The organism is Yersinia frederiksenii ATCC 33641 (genome assembly GCF_000754805.1).
Classification (GTDB): domain Bacteria; phylum Pseudomonadota; class Gammaproteobacteria; order Enterobacterales; family Enterobacteriaceae; genus Yersinia; species Yersinia frederiksenii.
On the sequence record NZ_KN150731.1, the window covers coordinates 334,700 to 360,838 of the forward strand.

Below are 26,139 nucleotides of genomic sequence, written 5' to 3' on the forward strand. Positions count from 1 at the left end.
GTGCAGAACAATAAGAATGCAAAAACACAAGATTGATCACAGAGTGGCTGAGAACGGTATCATCCTTATCATCAGACGTTAATTTCACTGAATGCTTTCTTGTTGATGCCTTGTTTAAATTTTAAACATTAAAGTGACATTTCGTGGTTTGAATGGAATAACGCAGAAGGGATTTATGCATAAATCATTGTCGTTGGTTTTAATTGCAGTTCTAGCGGGGTGTGGTGCGAAATATAGCCCACATGAAACAACCGATATTGATAATTACACGACAACACGTATTGCGCAGATTATAGCAACTCAAGTAGACACCGCTCAGAGTGAATCTCCGGGTGAGGTTATCAACAATGTATCCGCCGAATTTCTAGGAACTCCCTATAAAGCCAATATGCTTATTGGATCTTCAACAGAACCTGAAAAATTGGTGATAGATTTCAGAGGGCTAGATTGTTTTACTTACCTTGATTATGTTAATTCGTTACGTAAGTCTACAGATAGCAATATATTCGTTCAGCGGCTTATTGAAACACGCTATATCAATGGTGATGTTAGCTATAAAAATCGGAAGCATTTCTTCACCGACTGGTCACAACGACAACCGTTAAATGCCCAAGATGTGACTGCAACAATAAGTTCGCATGCTGTTACTGTCACTAAGTATCTGAATAAAAAAGAGGATGGCGGTGAGTTTATTCCAACGTTGGGGGTAACAAAACGCGATGTGGTTTATATTCCTGCCGAGTTTGTTGATGATACGGTTGTGCATAATTTAAAAACAGGTGATTACATTGGTATTTATACCAAAATTAAAGGTCTAGATGTTACTCATACCGGTATTTATATCATGACGCCAAATGGACCCATGTTGCGTAACGCCTCTTCAATGAAAAAGAATATGAAAGTTGTTGATTCACCTTTTATTGAGTATGTAAAAAACACACCTGGAATTATTGTGCTTAGAGCATTGTAAAGTACCTATAATTCTGACGTTCTAGACAATGTGGGCAAAGTAAAAATAGGGATGTATTGATTGACACATATTAAATGATGTTAATACCACAAGGAGTTCACTATGTATCAGATTGATTATAATAGTTATCGCTCTGTTAAGGGGTTTAATTTCCGCGTCAGATTTTTAGTTTTACATTACACTTCGGAGAATTTTGCAGATTCGATAGCTTCCCTGACAGGGAGTAAGGTCAGTGTCCAATATCTGGTGCCAGATAAGACTGATGAAAGCTATATCCAAGCTGGATTTAAAGATATGCGAATATTTAATCTAGTGGATGAACAGGCGCGCGCCTGGCATGCTGGCGAAAGTGGTTGGGCAGGGCGTACTCAAATTAATGATAGCTCGATTGGTATTGAAATTGTCAACTTGGCAACGGAAAGTGAGGGTATTTTTAATTTCCCACCTTATCCGGCTGAACAAATTGTTGCCGTCAAACAGTTGGCCTCAAATATTTTACAGCGTTACCCCGATATCACCCCGGTGAATGTGGTGGCTCACTCTGATATTGCGCCAACCCGGAAAAGTGATCCAGGTCCGGCTTTCCCATGGCAAGAGTTATATGAGGCGGGAATTGGGGCTTGGTATGATAATGATACCAAACAAAAATATGCCCAACACTTTGTTTCCCATGGTTTACCGACCAGAGCAGAACTTCTCAGTCGTTTCAGTATTTATGGTTATGATATTACCTGTGCTAACAGTGACGACGGTTATCACTATCTGGTGCGTGCCTTCCAGCTACACTTTCGCCCCGAAAATTACAGTGGTTCCATTGATATTGAAACTGCCGCTATTTTATATGCCTTAGTCGAGAAGTATTTTCATTCGATTTAGTGGATATTGGGTGATACGTAGCGAGAGAAACTTCACTGAATAACGGTCACTCACTCCCAGCGTCTTGCTAAGAGTGAGTGATTCTTCTTATGCTTTAATGAATTTTAATATGGCGGCCAGTTGTTCACGATGCTGCGCACTAATTTCATTGCTAGCCGAGTAACCTTGATTGTGAATAATCATTTCACCTAAACCAACCAGCCAGTCATAAATATAAAATGCCGTATTATTGGTTGGCGTGAGCGCCAATTTTGTCAGCCGATGTGATGCCCCCAAAGGAGAGGCTGATTTAGCTGGCTGAACAAAAATCTTATAATCACGGTTAATGCGGCTGTCAGGGCGTTGATCTTCACTGATTTGCAAGAAACCAAGCCAGGCAACAAAATCGCCTAATACCGTGAGGGCGCGCGAGACTTGACGATCGGCTTTGGTTTCACGATGCAAACCCACTTGCTCGCTGTCTGCCAGTGTCCTGACCAATTGCTCTACCATCTTTAAGCGGATACTGGCGGTGATTAATTCCGCAACCAGCAGCTCAACAGTCGGCTTATTAATGCCCAGTAACGCGATCAGCGGCCCATTTTCCGGCAGTTGCCGTAAGTGATTGACCCAGTAACGGTGTACTTTTGCCGCGTATTCCGCTTCATAATCACTTCCTAGCGCTGCTGCTGGTAATTCAAGTGCTACGGGTTGGTCGCTGAATAAGTCAATATCAATACCAATGCTGAAGGGGTCGGAATTGGTATTGGGGGTGGTTAATTCAGCGCTGTGGTTTTGCTGTTGCAAATACAAACCACGTAATTCATCACGAGATGGCAATAAACGTTCTAGTAACTCGCCATGTAGGCCAGTTCGAGTTTGCAGTGCTTTAAGCAATGTCTCAGCAATTAGTTGTTTTTGCTGTGATTCATTAGCTTCAGGTTGATACCAACCTGCCAGTAAATTCTCTGCCAGTTCCCGTTGCAGCTCATGAAGCTGCTCGGTAATACGCTCAGTTTTTATATCCCGGCGAACTTCTTGCGCCAAATAGGTGACCATGCGTTCAATGCCACGGGTATCCAGTGCCAGCATAGTGCCCCAGCTATCGCCGGGGTTACCTACGTAACGCTGAACCGCGGCGTCATGGTTTTTTGCCGCCTCCGCAGCCGTGCGCTGATCAAAGGGAGTTAATGCCCAAATAAGCCCCGGATTTCGACGCGAACGGACTTGGCTATTCTCCCCTTGAGTCTGCTTAACCCAATACTCCAATGTCTTTCCAACCACTTTTATTTCGTCGCGTTGACCGACAGCATTGCAGACCAGTAATAGATTGATTTGCTGCTTATCCGTGTAACGTTCAAGCAAGTAGGTATTTTTCGCTTGTGACAGCCAAGAAGCCAGTGGGTAAGTGTTATGTTCAGGGGATGCACTATCAAGAGCGGCATTAAAGTCAGGAAAATCTAATAAGTCGATTGATTCGAATACATTTTCTGGTGCTGACTTGGGTAGGGAAATCTGTAGCTCAACCGACAATAAGGTTAATTCAGCAAGTGACAGCGTCACGAAATCAGTGGTGATATTATCTATTAACGGCAGCACTTGGATGTGGCTATCTGCCGGGGTGTGCAGATCGGCAAGAGTGGCGACATTCATGATGCCATTGGCTGGCAACAGCATATCGTCAACTAATACGCTCAGCGGGGCCAGTAATTGCGATGCACCTCCCAGATGCTGCAATGTATAGGCAAAATGGCGATAGGCATCTGTCAGTGGCTGAGATTCGGCCCACAGCAGTGAGAATAGACGCGCACGGTCGTCAATACTCAAGTAAGGAGCCAGTTCAATGGCAGTCGGCCAAAAATGGGCTGCCAATATTTTTTGGCGTGATACATCATGGCGAACCAGATAATCCCAGAGGCTAATGACATCATCACGGGTGATGCCAGCCACGGCTGAGGGCTGTTTGCGCATCACCAACTGCTGCAGATGGTGGCTAATATGCTGTTCATCCACAGTATTGGCGTGAATGTCTTGGCGTTGATTTTTTGTTTGCTGTTGCAGCAAAAAAGCACCGGTGACTATTTTGACCATATCCGCTTCATTGAGCAGAGAAAGTTGTACTGGATGAGTTTCATGCTGGGCTATCGCTGGGTTAACGCCCGCTTGGTGACTAAAACGGGTGACCAGGCCGCTGGCTTGATATCCCGGTTTGATTTGCTGCCAAAAATCGAGCGTTTTCCCGGCAAGAGTGGAGGCTAATCGGCCATGTTCATTCGGCATCAGCGCGGTAATGAGGTGTCGTTTACCGGCGGATGACTGGCCAAAAAAGCCAATACTCATGGCGGTTAATGAGGTCTCGGATAAATGGCGTGCTTTATTGCGATGGCGACGTAGTGTGATGGCCAGTTGGTCAGCTTCAATATCCAGACGAATAGCGTGCTGGCGCGTATTGTTAATCCAATCAATTGCCTGATCAATGCCTTGAGTGACCTGCTGAAGCTGGCTATTGAGCTGTCGGTGGGTTAATGATTTCATTTTCTAAATACGCTCCCACTATCAATCCAATAATGGGTTGATGCTGAACCATTGCTGGCTAAGGTGTTTAGTTTGAGGCGCAGATGCTGCAATGGAACACGGCTACCATCTTGCAATACCGCATCGGCTATCTCAACACGTTCAGGGCTACTGTTTTTATCCATCCGGTCTTTATCAACCAATGACTTATCGACTTTTGCCAGTTTCAATCTGACATGTAGCACACTGTCCCCAGCGACTTTGCGCGCCAACTCTTGGTCAACAATCGACAAACTGTAAAGTGGCGAAGCAGGCCAGCGGTCGTTATCGAGCTGACGGAATCCAAGACACAATGTGCCTCTTACCTGGAAATGCACCTCAGACGGCAAGATATAATCGGTGCTATCGAGGTCAAGATCGCGATAGTAGACATTTTCATCAATCAGAGCATCGCTGCTATCTAGCATGCCAAGGTAGCGAATAGTCGAATAAGGTTGGAAATCGCCAGCTTTGAAGTAAAAACCGGCCAGCCGCAAGTCGAGCGCCAATAAACACAGCATGGCTCCCACTGCGGCCGTGGATTTCGGGTTATCAATACGACCTTGTTTACTAAATGGATACCAATCACTGGTATGGTATCCATCCAGTGAAAGAATACGGTTGTTCGGAAGCGGTTGTAGATGGCGGAACAGCGCTTGGATACCGGGGAAGCGCGAAGGGCGGCCGGTCAGTAGCAACACATCACAGCTATAGAGTGACACCACTTCAGCCAGTGACCGCAGATTTTGCGTAATGCTCATCCGGTTAGATAAAAATTCGCCGTGCAGTTGACTTAATTTCAATACCAGCGGCACCTGCAAGATATCAAATTCCCCGGCATCGGCGGGCAGCTCGCGCTGAACTTCACTGTTGATATACTCCAGTACTTTCGTGGTCGGCGGCTGAGACAATAGCTCAGCGAAGCTGGCCTCGATTTCAGCATTAGTCTCTAGCGGGTCAAAGCTTTCATAAGCTTCCAGAATTGCTCGGCCTACGGGCATAAATATTTGTAATGTAGCTTGCTGACGCAGCGCTGATTGTCCGTCCATGCGGCCATCATTACCGAACAATTTATCCATCAGCACATCAGTATTGGCGACAGTGGCCTGCTTCAGCCGCGCCTGAAGTGCAGGCAAAATATAGAGCTGAATAACATCCAGCAAAATATCGTCGCCAGCCACTTTAAATCCTTCACGAAACAGTAGCCGAGGGCTGATTTTGACATTATTGCCTATGCCATCATCCAACCAATATTGTGTGATGGCCAAGTCGGTCGTGCCACCGCCAATATCAATTGAGGCAATGCGTAAGGTTTTTCCTGCGCTTTCTCCAGCTTCCAGTTGCTTATCTGGCCGGGCCATACTGGCAAAGAAAGCGGCGGTTCTCCCACCGAAGTTAACCTGCGTTTCGTTATACAGATACACCATTTGGCCACAGGTGGCTTCATCCCACTCCATCTGGACACTGGGGACTGGCACTGAGCTTTTAGCGCGGTCGGCGGCAGAAACAAAATTATCATCTGCCGGATGCCAGCCCATGGATTTCCATACCAGCGCAATAGCTTCATTCATCCGGCGGCGGAAAATCTCGCGTTCTGGTTTCGGCATGGCGGAAGGCAACGTCAGAATAATGGCGCGTAATTGACGCGGAGCATTGGCATGGGTCATTTTCAGCCGCTGGGCGGCACTGTTTATTTGCATCAGTGCCTGGGCCAATAACTCCGATAGCATGAATGTCATCAATGAACTGCGGCTATAGTGCGGCGAAAATACCGGCATCCGTTCATCCAGTGGCAGGCTATATAAGGGTTGTCCGTCATCATTGACCAAATGAGTCAACGGTGGTGCGGTCGCCAGCGGTTCATCGGTTTGAGTGGATTGCGTTTCATTAAATCGCCAACCTGGGGTATAGGTTTCCTCATCCCATAAATAGCGGCGGGGACTGGAAATGCCGGTGGAGCCCTCGGTTCCTAAGCGGTGTAGCGCCATTCGACTCGCTTCGCGACCTACCCGGGTTATTGCGGGCCAAATAAAGGCATCATCGCGACCACTTTCCACTGAGAAATTCTGCTTGCCGAATTTGGCTTGCGCGAATTCCACCCGGCTTTCGAATAACTCATTGTATAGATAATGGGGTTCGCTTAAGTCGCGTATTTGCAATTCGTAAGTCTGTTTTAGGCCATGACTTTCATCGGCATGGTCTTCAACTAAAATACCGCAAGTATGTGAGTTACCGACATCAAGAATAAGGTCAACATTCACGGCCGGTTCTTGCAGGGTGCTGGTATTTATTTTAATTTCCGGCACACTAACTTGGCTGCCCAGTAATTCGAGCAAGTTAAGGTAGTGGGCCTGATATTCAAATTCACGCAGTGAGGCACTGATATGCCGCGCAGTACGTTCCTCTTGCTCAGACGCTTGTTGTATAAAAACTTCGCGTAGCCAACCATCAACCCAGGTTAAATCAAGAAACTCAGCTAACTCTTCATTATGGTAGGCAAGGGCAAAACTCAATCCGGTTTTGATATCGTTTTCATTCGGCGCCAGATATTCGTTAGCATGGCCTTCAGGATAGACTTTGGTATCAAAGGCCAGTGTCACTCGCAAAGTGTTGCCATCTTGATCCGGTGTATCCAAGACTAAAATTTGCATTCTGGCCCAGTTATCTGGCCCATTGATGAAAGTACGTGGCGGATTAAAACGCAAGAAAGGCAAGGGGAGCCAAATTTTATTCAGCAACTTCAGCGATTGTTCTAGCGGGAAACTAAATTCAGGTTTAACAATCTCAGGCGCTGCCCCCGGCACCATCAGGGAATATTTGCCATTATGTTCATTGTAATTTAGCCGCAGCAGTGGGCCGTTGGCACTTTTACGGACGAATTTATTGGGCAGTTCAATCTCTAATTCAGGCTGTAAAGCGAAGTCCAAAAACTGGATGCCACTATTCTGAATCAGCGTAATTTTCTGTTTATAGTCAGTGATCGTTGCCAGCATAATATTATTTAGTCTCACGCTTCATCGTCATTGGAAGGGTCGTATTGGCATCATAACGGCCTTTACAATCGGCAATACCGCTAGCACCTTGCTTACAGACCAGCTCAGGCATTTGATATTTTGACCCATCGCTACACTGCGCTCTGTAACGGCTATTGATCACCAAATTGCCCGATTTCATCAGCCCGGCAGTAATATTGGCGCGACAAGTGACATTATCGCCGTGGGTTATTTTGGCGGTGCCTTTGCCATTTTTAAGCTGATATCTCAAGCTTGGTGCTTTACCCGTATGCGCGGTTTTAATGTCTGGGCTAACACGCCAGTTGCCATTAAGGAATGTTGTTGAACCAATTTTGACGGCATCAGGCGGTAATATCAGCGCGCTTTTGCTCTGTGCCTCAGTCAATACCGGTGCGACGACAGACTCGGTAATAACGGGGGCTGGAGTGACGATGGTGGCATTTGCCAATGGCAGTTGTGGCTCAATGGCGGGTTGCACAATCTTGGTGACAGGCGCCATTACTGGCGGCGCAATTTCCTGAATTTTCGGCGCTTTATCTTCAGCAGTGACCGCTTTAACCGTGGGTGCCGCAGAGGCGCTTTCTGGCATGCCGCCACTAAATTGCACGATTAATGCGACCATTAACGCCAACACCGGCAATATCCAGCTGAAACGCAGCCAGCGAGGCGATTTTTTTACCTCGCTGACAGGCGGTGCGAGTTCACTCTCCGGCATGGGCGCTATCACTGGCGCAATATCGGCTTGAGGTGGTAATTCAATCGCAGTGGCCGTGGCTAGGGCCACAGGGGGAATTGGCGCAGGCGCACTGGCACTCAGGGGCGAGGGAATGGGGTCGCTGCTTTCTGCCGTCTCGCGTAAACAATCCAGCGGATCAATGCGTGTTTTTTTATCCTGACTGACAAATCCCCAAAAAGTTAGCACGGGTTTGCCAGCCACTAAATACACGTGGTTCTGATCAGGAAACTGTATAGCTTTAGCCAGCAACACGCCAAATAGTCGTTGAGCGGCTTTATCTGATTTCTGTGCTCGCTGGCATAGGTCATTGACACTTGACCAGCACGCTGACAGTTGTTTAATCGCGGCTTTGCGCTCGGTGGTGCTGGCGGCTATCCATGAGGTGACTTTACCGTCAATGGGGGAATACCAGTCAATGCGGTCACCTTGTTCGTTGAGCTGGGGAATGGCCAGGCAATCAGCAATAGGCTGCTGTTTTTTAAGGCGCAATGCTTCTCTTATCTGCAGTGCAGAAGCATAAACCGGCTGCCCGTTTTCGCCCAACGCCAGAATATCGTCCAAACTACCACTGCGTAAAAATGATTTTGCCACGCAAAAAAGACCTTTGTAATGAAACCTAAGGCAGAAAATAATGTGTTATCTGCGACAGCCTATACTTTAGTGCGCATGAGAAGGAATCAAACGGCGGAATAAGTGGCAAAATGCCCCGTTGTTTACCGAAAAGTGTTTGGCAGACCTGACCGGATAATAGGACGAAACTATCGGATAGCTTCGTACCTTGGTGCTATTTGCGCTCATACACCTATTGCTGTCTGGATTTATTGCGTAAGCTCTAGCCATCGTCATGGGAATGTGTATTGCAAGGAGATACTTTGAATCAATCATCCGCTACAACTCATCTCTCGGCCCTTGAGGCCATAGAGAGACTGGAGACGTTATACGAGTCGGCGCTGACGGCATTGCGTGATGCTATCAGCGACTATATTCGTGATGGTTCTTTGCCGGATGTCGGCGAGAGGGCCAAAGGTTTATTCTCATATCCACAGATCAGTGTCCGCTGGGACGGGCGGTTTCGTGATCGGCAACGCACCCGTGCTTATGGGCGTTTCTCGCGCACCGGTCAATACAGCACCACCGTCACGCGGCCAGCCTTGTTCAAGCCCTATTTGACTGAGCAACTGACTTTGCTTGAACACGAGTATGGTGCTGTTTTTGAAGTGACACCGTCACAACAAGAGATGCCATATCCGTTTGTGATTGATGGTTCTGACCTGGTTCTTGACCGCTCAATGACCGCAGGGTTGGCTCAGCACTTCCCAACCACAGATTTGGCTATGATTGGCGACGGCATTACTGATGGTATTGATACCCTCACAGCCGACTTCCCGCTGTCGCATTTTGATGCACTGCGTACCGATTTTTCACTGGCACGACTGAAACACTATACCGGCACCCCGGCAGAACATATTCAGCCCTATATTCTGTTTACCAATTACAGCCGCTATGTTGATGAGTTTGTCAGTTGGGCTTGTGAGCAAATTCTAGACCCAGCCAGCCCTTACAAAGCATTATCCTGCGCCGGAGGAAGCTACATAACGGCCGAGAATGCGGATCCTGAAAAAACCACTTCCGATCTGGCGTGGAAAAAGTATCAGATGCCGGCTTATCATTTAATGGCTGAAAGTGGGCATGGTATTACGCTGGTGAATATTGGTGTCGGCCCATCAAACGCCAAAACTATTTGTGACCATCTGGCTGTGATGCGGCCTCATGCCTGGTTGATGATTGGGCACTGTGGCGGTTTACGTGAGAGTCAGGCTATTGGCGATTATGTGCTGGCTCATGCTTATTTGCGTGATGACCATGTGCTGGACGCGGTATTGCCACCGGATATCCCGATCCCAAGTATTGCCGAAGTACAGCGCGCACTGTATGACGCCACGAAAGCGGTGAGTGGGATGCCGGGGGTTGAAGTCAAGCAGCGGCTACGTACCGGCACTGTGGTGACCTCGGATGATCGTAACTGGGAGCTGCGTTTTTCTGCTTCTGCACTGCGATTTAGTTTAAGCCGTGCGGTGGCCGTTGATATGGAAAGTGCCACGATTGCCGCGCAAGGTTATCGTTTCCGCGTGCCTTATGGCACCTTACTGTGTGTCTCCGACAAACCCCTGCATGGCGAAATCAAGCTGCCGGGTCAGGCCAATCACTTCTATGAAGGGGCTATTTCTGAGCACCTGCAAATTGGTATCCGGGCGATAGATTTGCTGCGTGCCGAAGGGGATCAACTGCATTCTCGCAAATTGCGCACCTTTAACGAGCCACCGTTCCGTTAATCTCATGGATTCATTGAAGAAACCATAGGCTCGCCGTATATAAAGGTAATCTCAGGCAGGGGCTTAAAATCCCTGCCTAGCGGCGAACCCCGGTACCAATACTGATGCTGGATATGCCACTCGAACCGCCACTCACCCCGACATGACCGGTATTCACACAAGCAATCAGTAACAATGTAATCATCACAATGGTTAATTTTTTCATTCGCTTTCCTGAGTTCACGAGCAGGCTATTGGTGCAGCGGCAGGTCAGAAAGCCGTCATACCCATAATGCTACTTACCTTAATTATATCAAACTATGATTAATGCTGATCGGGTGCCAAAAATGCTTTGAATTGTGGCGTCATCACCGCAGTGAATCCTTGGTCGGTTTTGGTAATGAGATACACCGCTAATCCTTTTTTCTCAGCCAGCTTCAACGCTTTTTCTGTTCCCAGCACCATCAGCCCGGTATCCCAGCCATCAGCTTCCAATGCAGTCGTCGCAATCACGGTGGCGGAGACCAGTTTATGATTGATGGGGCGGCCTGTCGCCGGGTCCAACACATGAGAATAACGCAGGCCTCCTTGCTCAAAATAGTTGCGGTAACTGCCAGCAGTACTGATGCTGTAGCCTTGCAGACCCACCAGTGCCTGTACGGCATTTTCCTGGTCGGTCGGTTTCTGAATAGCGACACGCCATGGCCGCCCTTGACCATTCACACCACGGGAAGAGACCGCGCCACCCACCGAGATTAAATAGTTGGTAATCCCTTTGCGCATCATCATGTTGACTAAGAGATCAACCCCATAGCCTTCTCCCATGGTCGAGAGGTCAACATATAAATCAGGCAAGTCTTTTTGTAGCCATTCACCACGGTTATCACTAATAAGCTTCAAATGCTGCAAGCCAACTTGCTGGCGTGCGCGCTCGATCTGATCTTGGGTCGGTATGTTAATCGGCTGCTTCTCTGGGCCAAATCCCCATAAATTCACCAGCGGGCCGACAGTGATATTCATCGCGCCATCAGTATCACGACCGATACGCTGAGCCTGCAAAATAATATCAGCCATACCTTGCGCAATCGGCTGTGGTTCAGTGCCGCGATACTGATTAAAGCGGGAAAGCACCGACGTTTTACGATAGGTAGAAATATCATCATTGGCTTGCTCCAACAGCGCATCTATTTCCTGTTGTAATTGATGTGGGTCGGGTGTGGTGGCGCCACTGACTTTGACACTGTAGAAAGTCCCCATAGTTTTACCTTCAATATCAATTTGTTGTCTGGTTTCAGCGTCATGACAGGCGGTCAGCAGGCTGAATAGTGCGCTCAATAATAATCCTTGGGCAAAACGGGGGGCCATGGGGCGTCCTTACAAGAAAAATAGCGGGTGTGGGATTATATGCTTTTCGTCTGACAGCTGAATAGGTCGTCTTAACGGTCAGATACAGCGCAAATGTAGAGTCACCATAGGCTGATTCAACCAGATTAGTGACAGTATCTGTTTAATAATCAGAGTTATCCTTTCGCCCATCAATCAAGAGAACCCCTATGCACTTTACTCAAGCCATTGCCAGACTCCCTGCTGACACCTGTGGCAGCGGCCAGACCACCTCAAAATTGGGTGCGCCAGATATTGCTGCAACGGGTAACCAGTTCTTGGCTTATGTGGCTACTTTGCTTCGTCTTGGTCTGAAAGTGACGATTTTACCGGCGGCTCCGGCATTTCCTGATGCACACTTTGTGGAAGATACGGCAGTCGTGATGCCCGAACTGGCGGTAATAACACACCCCGGCGCGCCGAGTCGTCAGGGCGAGGTCGACACCATCGAGCCACTGTTTACTGACCGCCCGGTTTTTCGTATGAGTCAGCGCGGCCATCTTGATGGTGGTGATGTTTTGTTGGTGGATAAGCAGTTTTTCATCGGGTTAACGTCGCGTACCGATGAGGCAGGGATCAGCGAATTTTCGGCAGCGGTAGGGCGCTATGGTTATCAAGTCACCACCATCGAAGTGAGTGCTGGTCTGCACCTGAAATCGATTGTGAACTACGTGGGCCACAATACGTTATTACTGACCGAGGATTATCAGCACCATCCGGCATTTGCCAGCTTTAATAGTATAGTGATTCCCGAGGCAGAATCTTACGCGGGTAATACCTTATGGATCAATGATACGTTGATTACACCTCAAGGTTATCCTGATACGTTGGCACAAATTGAAAAGTTAGGGATGCCCATTATACAACTTGATACCAGCGAGTTTAAAAAGATGGATGGCGGCTTAACTTGCCTGTCACTGCGTTTCTAACCCTTTTTATCTCTGACTGTTCGCCATTTTTATGACTTGCCAACACTGGGATGTTAACGATGAAAAAGACATTAGCAGCATTATTGACTGGCCTGATACTTTCCGCCCCTGTTGCGGCCCAAACGATTGATACCATCAGTTTCGGGGTTGATGGGGGATATCCTCCTTTTGACGTGCTGGCGCCTAGCGGCGAGATAACCGGTTTTGATATCGATATCGCCAATGCCCTGTGTGACAATCTGCATGCCAAATGTGTGTTCGTCAAACAGCCATTTGAGAGCATGATTGCAGCCCTCAATGCCCGTAAGTTCGATGCCATTATTGCGTCCCTCAGTATTACTGAAGAGCGTAAAAAAGAAGTCGATTTTACCGATCGCTATTACCGCAGTGCCGCACAGTTAGTCGCGCGTAAGGGCAGCACCTTGTCACCTGATGTGGCCACGTTGAAAGGTAAAACTGTTGGGGTGCAAACCGGCTCTATCCATGAGGCCTTTGCGAAAAAACATTGGGCTGGGCAGGGCATAAAAATTGTTTCTTATGCTAACCAGGATAATGTGTATCTGGACCTGATGTCCGGGCGCATCAATGCTTCACTACAAGACAATATTCAGGCCGCCAGTAGCTTTATTGATACACCTCGCGGGCAGAAATTTGCCTTTGCCGGCCCGGTGATTCAAGACGAAACCATCTCCACAGATGTCGGTATCGCGGTGGGTAAAGATAACCCGGCACTGCGTGATGCGCTAAATGGCGCGATTAAGGCTATCCGCGCAGACGGTACCTATGACGCGATTGTGAAGAAGTATTTCAGTTTCGATATTTACGGGAACTGATTTTTTGCTCCGACCGGGCGGCTTGCTGAAACGTCCGGTTGCCGTTTTTCAGCATGGGGAGGCCGATAATGGTAACAGACTATTTGCCGTTACTGGCACAAGGGGCGGGGTTATCGCTGTGTGTGATGCTGCTTTCATTGGCGGTGGCGCTGATTCTTGGGCTGATTAATGCGGTTATCAAACTGTTTGGCCCGCGCTGGCTACGTTGGATATCAACCGGATACACCACGTTGGTGCGCGGCATCCCTGAGCTGGTCATTATGCTATTGCTGTTTTTTGGCGGCGAAATGTTGGTTAACGGCTTCCTGAGTTTATTGGGGTTGGGGCCCGTTCGCTTTAACACCTTTATTTCCGGAGTGCTGGCGATTGGCATCGTGTTTGGTGCTTATTATACCGAAACCTTCCGTGGTGCTTTTCAAACCGTTGATCGCGGCCAGCTAGAGGCTGCGGTGGCTTACGGTATGCGGCCCGGTCAAGTATTCCGCCGCATTATGTTGCCGCAAATGCTCAGCTTTGCTATTCCCGGTATTAATAATAACTGGTTGGGTTTGATGAAAGCCTCGGCATTAATCTCTATTTTGGGCTTAGAAGATATGGTGTGGCTGGCTGAACAGGCCGGGCGGGCGACCCAAAAACCTTTCTTGTTTTATTTCCTGGTGGCACTGATTTATATGGTGATTACCGCGCTTTCTAGCTGGGGCTTTAGCCTGCTGGCCCGGCGCTATGCACTATCGACCTCAACGGCGAGGGCGCGCTAATGAATCTGCAAACCGTGCTGGAAGCCATCCCTACATTTCTGTATAGCGACGGTTCAGACACCACCGGGCTGGCGATGACCGCCAAACTGTTTTTACTGTCGGTATTCCCCGGCCTGCTATTGGCGCTGTTAATGGCCATCGGGCAAGCATTTGGCCCGCGACCACTCGCCTGGCTCATCCGCAGCGTGACCTACTTCTTTCGCAGCACGCCGCTTTATCTGCAATTAATGCTGATTTACTACGGCCTGTCGCAGTTTGATATTGTGCAGTTGGGCTGGCAGGATGACCAACCATTTTGGTTGCTGTTCCGCGATGCCACCTTCTGCGCCGTGCTGGCCTTGGTGCTCAATACCAGTGCTTATGTTGCCGAACTATTGGCTGGCATGATGGTGACCTTTCCCCGTCAGGAGTGGGTGGCTGGCGAGGCGTTTGGTATGACGCAGTGGCAAATTATCCGTCGCTTGGTATTGCCGGCAACCTTACGCCGTGGTATTCCGGCGCTGAATAACGAAATGGTCTTCCTGCTGCATGCGACCTCTCTCGCCAGCACGGTCACCTTGCTGGATATCACCGGTGTCGCCCGTTCTTTCTATGCCGCCACTTACTCACCCTTTATCCCATTTTTGATGGCTGCAGCCCTGTATTTGCTCTGTACTTTTCTATTGATTTTCTTATTTTCGCGCGCGGAACGGCGCTGGTTGGCCTTTGCCCGCCACGACTGAGGTAGCAGGCCCGCCAAAAATTCAGGATCGCTTAATCGCTTGTAGTTCGGTGATAGTGACAATTTTATCGACACGGAATTTTTTACTGGTCAGCCAGGTATCAGCCAGTAATCGGTAGTGTTCCATGTTGCGACAGCCAATACGCAGCAGAAAATCGAAACTGCCGCCAACGAGCCAACAATCCAGCACTTCGGGGGTTTTACGGACCTCTTGTTCAAAGGCGGCTTGGGAATGACCGTGATCGGCCAGCGCAATTTGTGCCTGGATCACAAATGCGTGCTCCGGCTCCGGTAACTCAATAATCGCGCTGTAGCCACGAATAATACCGGCTCGCTCCAGTAACCGAACACGCTCCAGACAGGGGCGGGCGGTCAGATTGACCTGTTCAGACAGCTTCTGATAAGAGATACGACCATCCTGGCTCAGGATTTCAAGGATTTTTTTGTCAATTCGGTCAAGCCGGGCTTTCTTTTCCACAGATAGGACGTCCAATGAAAATCAATCACCATAAGTTACCTGAACATGCCCTGAGTGGGCAGCGTCAATTAACCAGTTTTCACTTTGGCCAGCCGGGATTGGGCGAGAAAATCTACCTTCAGGCTGGCCTGCATGCCGATGAACTGCCCGGTATGCTGGTATTACATTATCTTAAAAGATTACTGAGTCAGGCGGAACGGCGCGCCGAAATTCAGAGTGAAATAATTATTGTGCCAATCGCTAACCCGGCCGGTATGGCACAAGTGCTGCTAAACAGTGGAATCGGCCGTTTTGATTTAGTCAGCGGGCGTAACTTTAATCGCGACTTCCCTGATTTGGCCAGATTGGTGCAACAGCGCTTGTCTACATTCAGTCAAGAGAGCCATCAGGTACAGCACCAGATTCGCCGCGCAATGGTTGATGCCTTACAAAATTTACCGCTTCGCAGCGAAGTCGATGCTTTGCGTCAACATCTGCTGATGTTGGCTTGTGATGCTGATTTGGTGCTGGATCTGCATTGCGATGACAGTGCCATTTTGCATCTATATGCCGATCCCGCCTGGCGCGAGTCGGTCGATACGCTCGCGCGTTTTTTGCATATTGATACCGTGCTGCTGTCACAAGATAGCGGCGGAGGCTCCTTTGATGAAGCTTGCGGCCTGCCGTGGCACCGGCTGGCGGCGCAGCATCCAGACTTAAGTGCGCTGGCACCGGCTTGTATGGCGGTCACCGTGGAGCTGCGAGGGCAGCAAGATGTCAACCACGCGCTAGCCAGTGCGGATGCCGAACGTATTTACCACTATCTGCAATATCGAGGAGCCATTGCCGGAGACACGCCAAATATCCCACAGCGCGAGGTGGTGATGTTGCCATTTTCCGCCGGAGAAATTGTCACCGCACCTGCCAGTGGCCTGTTGCTGCTGTTGCGCCAACCGGGTGATTGGGTGGGTAAAGATGACGTAGTTGCTGAAATCATTGACCCGATCACCGATACGGTGCAAGCGGTACGAGCGAAAGCCGGGGGCATCATCTATGCCAGTCGGCGCGCACCTTTTGTTACCTTGGGGGCTGAAATCATGAAAATTGCCGGGAAAACATCCTATGCCGGAGGCGGGGGATTGGCGTCCTAGCCAATTGAGTGACCACGAAAGTTTGCTAGCCACTCTGGAGGATGTCCTTATCCTCCTTCGAGGCTATGTGCTACAGGCCTAGACGGTCAAAATCTGCGGCATCATGGCGCTCAGCTAACTGTTCTTCTGGCTCCCCCCAAGTGCGATTTACAATCCGGCCACGTTGGACCGCCGGTCGCTTCGCGAGAGTTTCCGTCCAGCGAATAAGATGGGTATAGGACTGCACATCGAGGAATTCCCCGGCTTCATATTGCAAGCCCAGCACCAAATTGCCATACCAAGGCCAGATGGCGATATCGGCAATTGAATATTCATCACCCGCAATATATTCGTGGGTTTTAAGCTGAGTATTAAGCAAATCAAGCTGTCGCTTGGCTTCCATGGTGAAACGGTCGATAGCGTATTCAATTTTCACTGGGGCATAATGATAGAAATGACCAAAACCACCGCCCAAATAAGGTGCTGCGCCTTGTAACCAAAACAGCCAATTCAGCGCTTCAGTTCGACCTGCGGGTGATTTAGGTAAGAAGTGGCCAAATTTATCCGCTAAATAAAGCAAAATGGCACCGGACTCAAATACCCTGACGGGTGGCGTCGTCGAGTGATCCATTAGGGCAGGGATCTTTGAATTCGGATTAACGGCAACAAAACCACTTGAGAACTGATCACCTTCACCGATACGAATCAAGTGGGCATCATATTCCGCCCCTTTTTCGCCCAATGCCAATAACTCTTCCAGCAGAATAGTAACCTTCTGACCATTCGGCGTACCCATGGAATAGAGTTGCAACGGGTGCTTGCCAATCGGTAACTCAGCTTCATACCGGGCACCCGCCGTTGGGCGATTGATTTTGGACCACACACCGCCGCTGGCATTGTTTTCCGTCCAGACTTTCGGTGGTTGGTATTCGTTATCTTTCATCATGCATGACCTTATTTGAGAATGAATACGAACGTAGCAATACTCAACGTGAGTATGCACCAATCATAAAGAATAACAGGGATAATAGTGGGGTGGAGGAATTATGATCTCGATTAAACGGGCATTATGAGGCTTCATACAGCACCGTTGATGCTTCTGCGACCTGGCGTTTCAGGATGTTGAGAGTCTTAGATAACAGATTTTCCTGTTCTTTAAACCAGCCATCTTTATCAGGCAGTGACGTGGCCAGCCGCCAGGACTCTTCTTTTTCCAACGCATCCAGCTCATGCAACATTGCGTCAATTTGATTGCTGACTTCATTGATTTTTCTGCGTAATCGCTCAAGATCATCGATAATATCGCTCGCCATTAGCGGCTCAAGACCCTGTTTTAAGCTCTCTAGCAGAGTATGAATGGCGGAAACATCACCTCGCTGGCGAGCTTGATTAAGCTGCACCATCAGCTGATGCGCTTTCTCTTTAAATTCATCCGCGACTAAATCTGGATGACACAACCGGCTGGCTTGTCGCCACAGTCGTTTTAATTGCTGGCGCTGGTCCGTAGAGAGCTTCCGCTCATTATCGTGCCGCTGTTCGGCATCATTTTGCTGCTCCTGATAGCTCTCGTACTTCTCTTTTGCTTCTTCACGAGCTTTACGGGTTGACTCGGTATTGCGGGTGTTAAACCCCTTTTCCAGTTGTTGGATTTCCGCCAGCAGTGCAGTGACCAACTCGGTTTGTTGCTGGATCTGATTTCGTATTTCAACGGTTTCATGGGAAAGGGAAGAGAGCCCTAGCCAGCGCTGTTTTAACAAAGTTAGCTCATCGATGGCTTGAGAAATATACTGCTGACAATGGCGATAATCACGCTCTCGACGGCGGGCTTCCGCTTCTGCTTTACGCAAGGTGCTTTCCGCTAACTGTTTGCGCAGATGGAGTATTTGCTTCGTTAAAGGGCCAAGACGCACCAGATAGAGATCATTGAAATCATCCAGTAACTGAATACGTTCATTACGCTTATCGATGAGCTCGCGTAACTGCTCCTCCAGCGCTTTCAACTCAAGTTTACAGGCGGCCAACTCAAGATCCTGCCACTGGGTTACCGACTGTTTATTGACCAACCACGCAGAAATAGCATCCAGTGCTGCGGTGAATTTTCCTTGTTCAATCGCCACGGCAATAAATGTCAGTTCCGGATCCTGAGCTTCACTTTTAAGGTAAGGAAGTTGGAGGCGGATCATTTCGTCATCTTCAAGCTCAATTGCGCTTTTAATGATCTCTAACCGTTTAATGAGTTTTTTCATAAATATCGGATTTGCTAATGGCGTAGGCAGAATACCTACATACTAAACAACGGTTTCCCATTGTTCCAGATGAATGAGGGATGATTTCATCAGGATAACAAGATAGTTATCCAGGCATGAGCGATAAATCACACTCGGCTCAAGGAGAGATTCGAAATATCAGACTGAGGATGTTGCCAAGGTTAATTTCCCCAAGTGTTCCCCAGCCCGACATCCCGACTCTCAGTCGATAATTTTAGACCTTAAATATACGCCATTCTCTGTATGTTCTCAGCTTGCTCCCCGCACTACGCTTTCTGACATGTTCTACTGTGTTACCCGCGTAAGATTGCCTTTGTATCGACCATAAGGATAAATAGTGATGGCATATAACATTAATAATTGTTCCGAACTGTCCCAGATAGCGAAATACTGTGCAACCGCCGCCAGCAATCAGGCTCTGGATAAAATGACCGGCCCTCAGGGTATTCGGGAGCATATTATTAATTTTTTTACTTTTGCTGCAATCCGTAAGGAGAATGCTAAGCCATATCATGAGTTCGCGAAAGCGATGACGGCGGCACTTCATCAGGCCTCCTTCGACACCCACTCCTGCACAATACCAGACAGGCTGGTCGTTAATTTTGCTGGGTATACCGTCATATTCACCCAACCGGAAATACATCATCACGCGGCTGACTTTGTGACTATTGAGATAAGTCAGGCTGCGGAAACAATCAGAGCAGAGGTTGACAGGGATAAGTTCTTGCTTATCAGCACCGCTCTGCAGTTGCGCCAGCTGGGGGGGCTACCTTCCAGCGCTGTTGTTTTAACCAAAGACAATTGCATGAAATTGCGGAAGGCTAACTTCTGCGACGCTGACCTGCGTCTGGTTGATCTGAGAAAAGCTGACCTGAGTGGGGCCAACCTACGCCAAGCCAACCTGAGCGGGGCCAACCTGAGCGGGGTCAGTCTGAATGGGGTCAATCTGGACTGGGTTAACTTGAGTGGGGCCAACCTGAGCGGGGCCAATCTACGCCAAGCCAACCTGAGCGGGCTCAACCTGAGCGGGGCCAACTTGAGCTGGGCCAACCTATGCTGGACTAACCTGAGCGAGGCCAATCTGAGTGAGGCCAACCTGAGCGGGGCAGACTTGGAAGGGGCCAATCTGTACAAAGCCAACCTGAGTGAGGTCAATTTGAGAGTGGTTAACCTAGGAGAGAACAACCTAGAGGTTGCCCGCCGGAGCAGGGTCAACCTGAGCGAAGCCAACCTGAGCGGGGCTAACTTGAGCGGGTTGGCCTTACTCGGGCTCAACCTGAGCGGGACTAACCTGAATGGGGCTAACTTAAGCAGAGCCAAACTGAACTGGACCGACCTGAGCGGGGCAAACTTAAGTGGGATCAATCTGAGTGGGGCCATCCTGAGTGGAGCCAATCTGAGTGGGGCCAACTTAAGTGGGAGCAAACTTGGCGGGGCCATCCTGAGTGGGATCAATCTGAGCGGGGCCAATCTAAGTGGGGTCAACCTAGGCGGGGCCAACCTGAATAAGGTCAAGTTGTGCGGGGCTAACTTAAGCCGAGCCGACTTGAGCTCAGCCAATCTGAGTGAGGCTAATCTGAGCGGGGCGAACCTGAGTGCGGCTAACTTGAACAGGACCATCCTGAACAAAGCCGACCTAAGCTCGGCCAACCTGAGCAAGGTCAACCTGATCGGGAGTTGGCTGAACGAGGCCAACTTGGACAATATCCTACAGAAAGGTGGTTTTATTATGATGCCCCAGGGACGACCGAAATGGGATAATCGCACGCTGGACTTGTACCTTAACCACATAAACAACACAGAAAGCGGTAGCCTGCTGACAATGATGGACAGCCTCGATGAGCAGTACGCCGCCGTTAAATTACACATGGCGCGTGAGCTAATGGCGACCCTACTTGAGGAACAAGTCAAGCTGTCCAACGTAGCCTTGCCCCTGATGGATATCCTGTCTAAACCGCCATACATCGATGATACTGATATCGCCGCCTGGATGAGTACAGTCTGCGAATCATACCTCAACGACAATGGCACGCGGGTCATGCCCCAGAATACAGGGCTGTTTAATTTGTCTGTCGATTTGTTCGCACGTCGGCCAGAACGGATGCTTTCCCTGAACGGTCCGTTTATTCAAATTGTGGCTCAGGGCATGGCTGAAAACAGCCTGCCGGAGATGAAGCAAAAGGCCGCTGATCTTTACGCGACTTATTTACGGGATGAACGAATAAAGGCCTATTCTGATTGGGAGGATTTTGGCAATGGGGAGGGGCAGCCGGACTGGGATGACAAACATGCCGTCAATTACATTCTTATGTCCGCACAACCTGCAACGGTCAGTGCCATGCTACTGTCACCGCACGATCTGGAGAGCATGCTGAGGCCTCAGCCTGAAACTCAGTGGGATAGATTTTATCTCTACAGCAGCCCCGACAATAGTTTAGCCATGAACGAATAGCTTTTTAATTTTCTGGGTGAGCTAGATCAGAAAACAAGAAAAGTGACGACTGAAATGCATCGCTGTAAAATATCTTACAAAATACAAGAAAGTGATAATAAATATATTCTTGATGCGTACTTTCAATTTGCATGCCCAAATGAAGCGTTGATATTTGAAACGGAAATAAATCATGATGTCTTTCTGTATCCAACTATAAATGGATATTATTGAGGTGACATTATGGTTAAAGATAAATTTATTACTCACAGTTTTCCAGATGTCCTATGTTGGATTGAAAAAAATATTCACCGGGGAATTAAATCCACGGATGTAGTTGCCATTACTGGATACTCGCGATCGTATTTTTTACGTGAATTTCAACTCTTCATTGGCGTGAGTCTCTCTCAATACATTCGAGAGAAAAGGCTAATAATTTCAGCCAGTAAGTTAACGTGGACTAATTTAAAAATCCGTGAAATCAGTGACGAAATGGGCTTCCCGAGTCAGAGTACATTTTGTCAGACTTTTAAAACTTACTTCAATATATCTCCAACTGAATATCGTTATAACTCAAAAAATCTATAAAAGTAAAATGCAGAGGGTGGGAACCACAGAATATATCTGAATACTATTCTTATGCCTTGGAATCTGGTTAATAAAATGAAAAGACAATTTAAAGAGAAAACAGTGTTATCGGCCTTTCCTGAAATAAGGGAATGGATATCAAATAAGATAGAAAATGGGAATAGGGTGGTAACATCAGACGTCGTCTCTATATCTGGTTATTCACGTTCTTATTTTTTAAGAGAGTTTGATTATCATCACCAAATATCGGTTTCAAAATATATTAAACGCGAACGACTTTATCATGCACTCAATAAGGTTCTGGAATTAAAAAACAGCAATACGACATTAAAAGAAATTAGTATAACGCTGGGCTTCCCAAGCCAAAGTTCATTCTCAAGAGCATTCAAATCTTACTTTGGCGTCTCACCATCAAAATATGTACTTATCAATGCACTTATGGATTATTGAATTAATGGTTAAGGAGAAAATAAACAATGAGCTCAATTTGCGTTGATTCAGAATTAAAACAAGATCATTGGTATCGAATTTCAGCAGAAATGTTAGGCCAGGCAGGAATTGCAATAAACGGAACAAAACCACAAGATATTAGAGTTAATAATACGAAGTTTTTTCAACGAGTTCTACAAGAGGGCTCTCTGGGGTTAGGTGAAAGTTATATGGATGGTTGGTGGGAGTGTGACCGGCTAGATATTTTTTTCCAGTGTATTTTAACCTCTGAACTTGATACTCAACGCCCTAAACGCTTTAGTGATGTTGCCCGAATTGCCTCCGCTCGTATCTTTAATTATCAAACACGTAAACGTGCCTGGATCGTAGGTAAAGAGCACTATGATTTAGGCAATGACTTATTTAGCCGTATGCTCGATTCTTATATGCAATATTCTTGTGCATATTGGAAAGAGGCCGAAACATTAGAACAGGCACAGCAGGCCAAATTGCGGATGATCTGCGAAAAATTACAGCTAAAATCTGGCATGAAGTTGCTGGATATTGGCTGTGGTTGGGGAGGGTTATCAGCATTTGCGGCTAAAGAGTATGGTGTGTCGGTAAAGGGAGTCACGATTTCAGTTGAACAACAAGTCATGGCACAGGAGCGCTGTAAAGGTTTAGACGTACAAATTCAGTTGCAAGATTACCGTGACCTCAATGAGCGATTTGATCGTATTGTCTCGGTTGGTATGTTCGAGCATGTCGGCCCAAAGAACTATCGTACGTATTTTGAGGTGGTCTCACGCAACCTTAAACCAGACGGCTTATTCTTGTTACATACGATTGGTTCTAACCAAACTGATCTTAATGTCGACCCGTGGATTAATAAATATATTTTCCCTAATGGATGCCTGCCGTCGGTGACACAAATTGCCTCCACCAGTGAAGATTTGTTTGTACTGGAAGATTGGCACAATTTTGGTTGTGACTATGACCGTACTCTGATGGCTTGGTTCGATGCCTTTCAGCAGAACTGGCCGCAGATTAAAGAGAATTACAACGACCGTTTTTATCGTATGTTTACTTATTATCTTAATGCTTGTGCCGGCGCTTTTCGCGCCAGAAATATCCAGCTTTGGCAGGTATTGTTGAGCCCTAAAGGTGTTGATGGTGGTATTCGAGTATATCGTTAATATGAGAGGAATCGAGAGTGGTATTCAGCTTGCATAAATGATGCGTTTTAGATGCGGCTACGTGAATTCTGGCGTACTAAGTTACTGCCAAAAATACAGAATTCACGTAGCACACGCAAAGTTGGATTCACGGATCGAAGAGGACGTTGAAATAAAACGCTGAAGTCTGACCGGTGATAATCCCATGGTGAGATGGAAACAGAGATAAATGGGGGAGGTCATGGATATCTTGCAGGCTGATGGGCGGATACTGTGTAGTGACTAGAGCAAGACTATCTCAATATCAATATTCAATTTAACATAATATACATTATGCGCACCAAGGTAAGGATAAGCGGGATCTGGCGTTTTGGGCTTTGCTCTGGGCATTCATTGATTTGAGTTTTGCTGCCTAACTAACCCTAAAAAATCCTTGCTGACCCTAACTCTATCCAGCTAATAACCCTCTCATTGGCGTGTAACCAGGCCAAATACATAAGGCTGACTGGATAAAACCGATTATAGGAACAATACTTAGTACGGTTCCATATGGTTCTTAGTATCTTTACGAGAGGAATATTATGAAATTCTTGAAAACAATAACAATGTTAGCTGTTCTCGGTGCATTCTCTTCCGGTGCAATATCCGCTGAGCTGTTAACTAAAGAAGATCTCAACAAAAATCCTGGTCAGTATGAGAAAGTCGGTAATATTGTTACTTCCAATGAAATGGCACCAATGGATGCTCGAGAAGAACTGTCAAAAAAAGCAGATGAACTGGGTGGCGATTATTATGTCGTTACGTCAGCAAATACTGATAATAAGATTCATGCCACTGCTGATGTGTATAAGAAAAAGTAGCCACTTTTTAGTGGATCTTATTGAATAACCTCGCTACAGGCCCCCGCGGTATCCTCATCGGGGGCCTGAAAGTATTTCGTGATTGTTCTGATTATTTGTGACAGCGTCACTCAATTAACCCCCTTTTTTATCTTATCCGAATCCGGTATGCTCAAAATATGTTATAGGATTACCTGGATTTGAAACGTGATTTCAGTGTTCGCTCTATTCTATTTATCTCCATTTAAATCAATTGATTACCATGATATTCAGAGGCCTATATTATGAGCCAGTCTGCACTGCGCAGTTCTGCTCTGCCCTTATTGGTCGCTGGTGCGTTCTTTATGGAAAACCTCGACGGGACAGTGATTGTCACCGCCATGCCGCAAATGGCGGCTGCCTTTGCGGTGCATCCCATCGATATGAATATCGGTATTTCTGCTTATATTCTGACCTTGACGGTATTTATTCCCGCCAGTGGCTGGATTGCCAATCGATTCGGCGCACGTAATATCTTTGCCGCAGCAATGGTTATTTTTACATTAGCTTCAGTGCTTTGTGCTGTAAGTACCAATCTGATTGAGTTTACCGCCGCCCGTATATTGCAAGGCTTTGGTGGCGCGATGATGGTGCCCGTTGGTCGATTGATTGTGTTACGTAATACCGCCAAAGCTGACCTGATTAAAGCGATCGCGACGATTACCTGGCCGGGGTTAGTTGCCCCTATTCTTGGGCCACCTGTCGGCGGTTTTATTACGACCTATGCTTCCTGGCATTGGATTTTTATTTTAAATGTTCCATTAGGTATCATTGGGTTATGGCTGGCCTGGCGGCTTATTCCGCAAGAATCGCCACAGAAAGAGACCCCCTTCGACGGATTGGGCTTTTTATTAACGGGTACCGCTTGTTTCGGCCTAATGTTTGGTTTAGAACTCTTTAATCACCAAAGTTTCTCACGTTTAGTTCCCCTCTCTTGCATTGCTGGCAGCCTGATCTTAGGTGGGCTGGCCGTCTATCATGCCAAACGTCAGGCTTTCCCCTTGATTGATTTGTGGGCATTACGTATAAAAAGTTACAGCGTCACTGTTTGGGGCGGAGGTTTATTCCGCATGGCGATTGGTGCAGTGCCATTCTTGCTGCCATTACTGTTCCAGATTGGTTTTGGCTTGAGTGCCTTTAGTGCCGGTTTGCTGGTGTTGGCTGTGTTTGCCGGTAATCTGGTAATGAAGCCTTTCACTTCAGCGATCCTCTACCGTTTTCGCTTCCGTCCGACACTGCTGGTCAATGGCTTGCTGAATGCCGCCACTATTTTTGCTTGTGCATTAATCACAACAGAAACGCCTAATTCACTGATTATATTGTTGCTTTTTATCAGTGGATTAACCCGGTCGATGCAGTTTACCGCACTTAATACCTTGGCTTTCTCTGAAGTCCCGGCAGCAAAAATGGCGGGCGCTAACACTCTGTCGAATATGGCTCAACAACTGGCAATTGGCTTAGGGATTGCCATTGGGGCATTAGCGCTGCGCATTGCCGAGTGGTTCCATCCCTATCGCGCGGGAATGATCCCACTGGAAAATTTCCAGATAGCATTTGTGGTTATTGGTGTGGTCGCATTACTATCGGTAGTAGACACATTGGCGCTTAGCCGGGATGCCGGCGATGAAGTGCGTAAGAAGCCAGTCAGACGTGGAAAGGCAAAATAGTGATGTCGGCATGGCTTCCCTCCAGACTCAAGAGTATGTTAATCATATCAATT

The 26,139-nt window shown here is 47.6% G+C and carries 23 protein-coding genes; 15 read left to right on the forward strand and 8 right to left on the reverse strand.

The features are described 5' to 3' along the window. The first annotated feature begins 175 nt into the window (after window positions 1-175). Complete coding sequence (locus DJ58_RS19785) at window positions 176-970, forward strand: DUF1460 domain-containing protein (protein ID WP_004712091.1); 795 nt, start codon at window positions 176-178, stop codon at window positions 968-970. Between the two features lie 102 nt (window positions 971-1,072). Further along, window positions 1,073-1,846, forward strand: a complete 774-nt coding sequence (locus DJ58_RS19780; RefSeq protein WP_004712092.1) for an N-acetylmuramoyl-L-alanine amidase — start codon at window positions 1,073-1,075, stop codon at window positions 1,844-1,846. A gap of 87 nt (window positions 1,847-1,933) precedes the next feature. On the opposite strand, the gene DJ58_RS19775 is transcribed toward DJ58_RS19780, so the two are convergent. The 3 genes from DJ58_RS19775 to DJ58_RS19765 are packed head-to-tail and all read right to left on the reverse strand — an operon-like array spanning window position 1,934 to window position 8,719. Then, window positions 1,934-4,360 (reverse strand): putative virulence factor, encoded by a 2,427-nt coding sequence (locus DJ58_RS19775; RefSeq protein ID WP_032911858.1) that lies wholly within the window; start codon window positions 4,358-4,360, stop codon window positions 1,934-1,936. Continuing rightward, entirely contained in the window at window positions 4,357-7,371 is a 3,015-nt protein-coding gene (locus DJ58_RS19770) for a virulence factor SrfB (RefSeq protein ID WP_032913176.1), read from the reverse strand. Before DJ58_RS19770 ends, DJ58_RS19775 begins: the two co-directional genes overlap by 4 nt. Before the next feature lie 4 nt (window positions 7,372-7,375). Further along, complete coding sequence (locus DJ58_RS19765) at window positions 7,376-8,719, reverse strand: SrfA family protein (RefSeq protein WP_004712601.1); 1,344 nt, start codon at window positions 8,717-8,719, stop codon at window positions 7,376-7,378. Window positions 8,720-9,000: 281 nt separating this feature from the next. Here DJ58_RS19765 and DJ58_RS19760 point away from each other — a divergent pair, with 281 nt between their 5' ends. Further along, window positions 9,001-10,461: an AMP nucleosidase gene (locus tag DJ58_RS19760; protein ID WP_004712602.1), complete on the forward strand. Its 1,461-nt coding sequence runs from the start codon at window positions 9,001-9,003 to the stop codon at window positions 10,459-10,461. A gap of 76 nt (window positions 10,462-10,537) precedes the next feature. Here the strand turns inward: DJ58_RS19760 and DJ58_RS23980 are convergent, their stop codons facing one another. Both DJ58_RS23980 and apbE read right to left on the reverse strand, forming a co-directional pair. Then, window positions 10,538-10,666, reverse strand: coding sequence for a hypothetical protein (locus DJ58_RS23980; protein ID WP_004712604.1), 129 nt, complete (start codon window positions 10,664-10,666; stop codon window positions 10,538-10,540). A gap of 98 nt (window positions 10,667-10,764) precedes the next feature. Next, window positions 10,765-11,805, reverse strand: a complete 1,041-nt coding sequence (apbE, locus tag DJ58_RS19755; RefSeq protein ID WP_004712605.1) for an FAD:protein FMN transferase ApbE — start codon at window positions 11,803-11,805, stop codon at window positions 10,765-10,767. Between the two features lie 188 nt (window positions 11,806-11,993). On the opposite strand from apbE, the gene DJ58_RS19750 reads away from it, so the two are divergent. The 4 genes from DJ58_RS19750 (at window position 11,994) to DJ58_RS19735 (ending at window position 15,065) form a co-directional block, all read left to right on the forward strand. After that, window positions 11,994-12,752 carry a dimethylarginine dimethylaminohydrolase family protein gene (locus DJ58_RS19750; protein WP_004712606.1) on the forward strand — a complete coding sequence of 253 codons (759 nt, stop codon included), beginning with the start codon at window positions 11,994-11,996 and terminating at the stop codon, window positions 12,750-12,752. Between the two features lie 59 nt (window positions 12,753-12,811). After that, window positions 12,812-13,585 carry an ABC transporter substrate-binding protein gene (locus tag DJ58_RS19745; protein ID WP_032912195.1) on the forward strand — a complete coding sequence of 258 codons (774 nt, stop codon included), beginning with the start codon at window positions 12,812-12,814 and terminating at the stop codon, window positions 13,583-13,585. Window positions 13,586-13,653: 68 nt separating this feature from the next. Continuing rightward, complete coding sequence (locus DJ58_RS19740) at window positions 13,654-14,343, forward strand: ABC transporter permease (RefSeq protein ID WP_032912197.1); 690 nt, start codon at window positions 13,654-13,656, stop codon at window positions 14,341-14,343. Next, the gene (locus DJ58_RS19735; RefSeq protein ID WP_004712608.1) at window positions 14,343-15,065 is read left to right on the forward strand and encodes an ABC transporter permease; all 723 of its coding nucleotides are present in this window, start codon (window positions 14,343-14,345) and stop codon (window positions 15,063-15,065) included. The genes DJ58_RS19740 and DJ58_RS19735 overlap by 1 nt, the downstream gene beginning before the upstream one ends. A 21-nt stretch (window positions 15,066-15,086) precedes the next feature. On the opposite strand, the gene DJ58_RS19730 is transcribed toward DJ58_RS19735, so the two are convergent. After that, entirely contained in the window at window positions 15,087-15,542 is a 456-nt protein-coding gene (locus tag DJ58_RS19730) for an Lrp/AsnC family transcriptional regulator (protein ID WP_032913178.1), read from the reverse strand. 14 nt (window positions 15,543-15,556) lie between these two features. Between DJ58_RS19730 and DJ58_RS19725 the strand changes: the two genes are divergently transcribed. Next, the gene (locus DJ58_RS19725) at window positions 15,557-16,672 is read left to right on the forward strand and encodes a succinylglutamate desuccinylase/aspartoacylase family protein (protein ID WP_004712611.1); all 1,116 of its coding nucleotides are present in this window, start codon (window positions 15,557-15,559) and stop codon (window positions 16,670-16,672) included. A gap of 70 nt (window positions 16,673-16,742) precedes the next feature. On the opposite strand, the gene yghU is transcribed toward DJ58_RS19725, so the two are convergent. Together yghU and DJ58_RS19715 are read right to left on the reverse strand one after the other, a co-directional pair. Then, a complete protein-coding gene (gene yghU / locus DJ58_RS19720) occupies window positions 16,743-17,594 on the reverse strand; it encodes a glutathione-dependent disulfide-bond oxidoreductase (RefSeq protein ID WP_032912199.1) in 852 nt (283 codons plus the stop codon). A 124-nt stretch (window positions 17,595-17,718) separates the two neighbouring features. Continuing rightward, on the reverse strand, window positions 17,719-18,897 hold the full coding sequence (locus tag DJ58_RS19715; protein ID WP_004712613.1) for a coiled-coil domain-containing protein: 1,179 nt from the start codon (window positions 18,895-18,897) through the stop codon (window positions 17,719-17,721). A 361-nt stretch (window positions 18,898-19,258) separates the two neighbouring features. Here DJ58_RS19715 and DJ58_RS22115 point away from each other — a divergent pair, with 361 nt between their 5' ends. The 7 genes from DJ58_RS22115 (at window position 19,259) to DJ58_RS19690 (ending at window position 26,086) form a co-directional block, all read left to right on the forward strand. Continuing rightward, entirely contained in the window at window positions 19,259-21,370 is a 2,112-nt protein-coding gene (locus tag DJ58_RS22115) for a pentapeptide repeat-containing protein (protein WP_050413930.1), read from the forward strand. Window positions 21,371-21,382: 12 nt separating this feature from the next. Beyond that, on the forward strand, window positions 21,383-21,583 hold the full coding sequence (locus DJ58_RS24065; RefSeq protein ID WP_226977668.1) for a DUF406 family protein: 201 nt from the start codon (window positions 21,383-21,385) through the stop codon (window positions 21,581-21,583). Window positions 21,584-21,592: 9 nt separating this feature from the next. Beyond that, window positions 21,593-21,937, forward strand: a complete 345-nt coding sequence (locus tag DJ58_RS19710; protein ID WP_032911723.1) for a helix-turn-helix transcriptional regulator — start codon at window positions 21,593-21,595, stop codon at window positions 21,935-21,937. A gap of 75 nt (window positions 21,938-22,012) precedes the next feature. Next, window positions 22,013-22,387: a helix-turn-helix transcriptional regulator gene (locus tag DJ58_RS19705; RefSeq protein ID WP_032913289.1), complete on the forward strand. Its 375-nt coding sequence runs from the start codon at window positions 22,013-22,015 to the stop codon at window positions 22,385-22,387. A gap of 26 nt (window positions 22,388-22,413) precedes the next feature. Then, window positions 22,414-23,562 (forward strand): cyclopropane fatty acyl phospholipid synthase, encoded by a 1,149-nt coding sequence (cfa, locus tag DJ58_RS19700; RefSeq protein WP_004711689.1) that lies wholly within the window; start codon window positions 22,414-22,416, stop codon window positions 23,560-23,562. Between the two features lie 560 nt (window positions 23,563-24,122). Further along, entirely contained in the window at window positions 24,123-24,401 is a 279-nt protein-coding gene (yahO, locus tag DJ58_RS19695; RefSeq protein ID WP_032911724.1) for a DUF1471 family periplasmic protein YahO, read from the forward strand. Window positions 24,402-24,664: 263 nt separating this feature from the next. Then, window positions 24,665-26,086: an MFS transporter gene (locus DJ58_RS19690; protein ID WP_004711693.1), complete on the forward strand. Its 1,422-nt coding sequence runs from the start codon at window positions 24,665-24,667 to the stop codon at window positions 26,084-26,086. The last annotated feature ends 53 nt before the right edge of the window (window positions 26,087-26,139 follow it).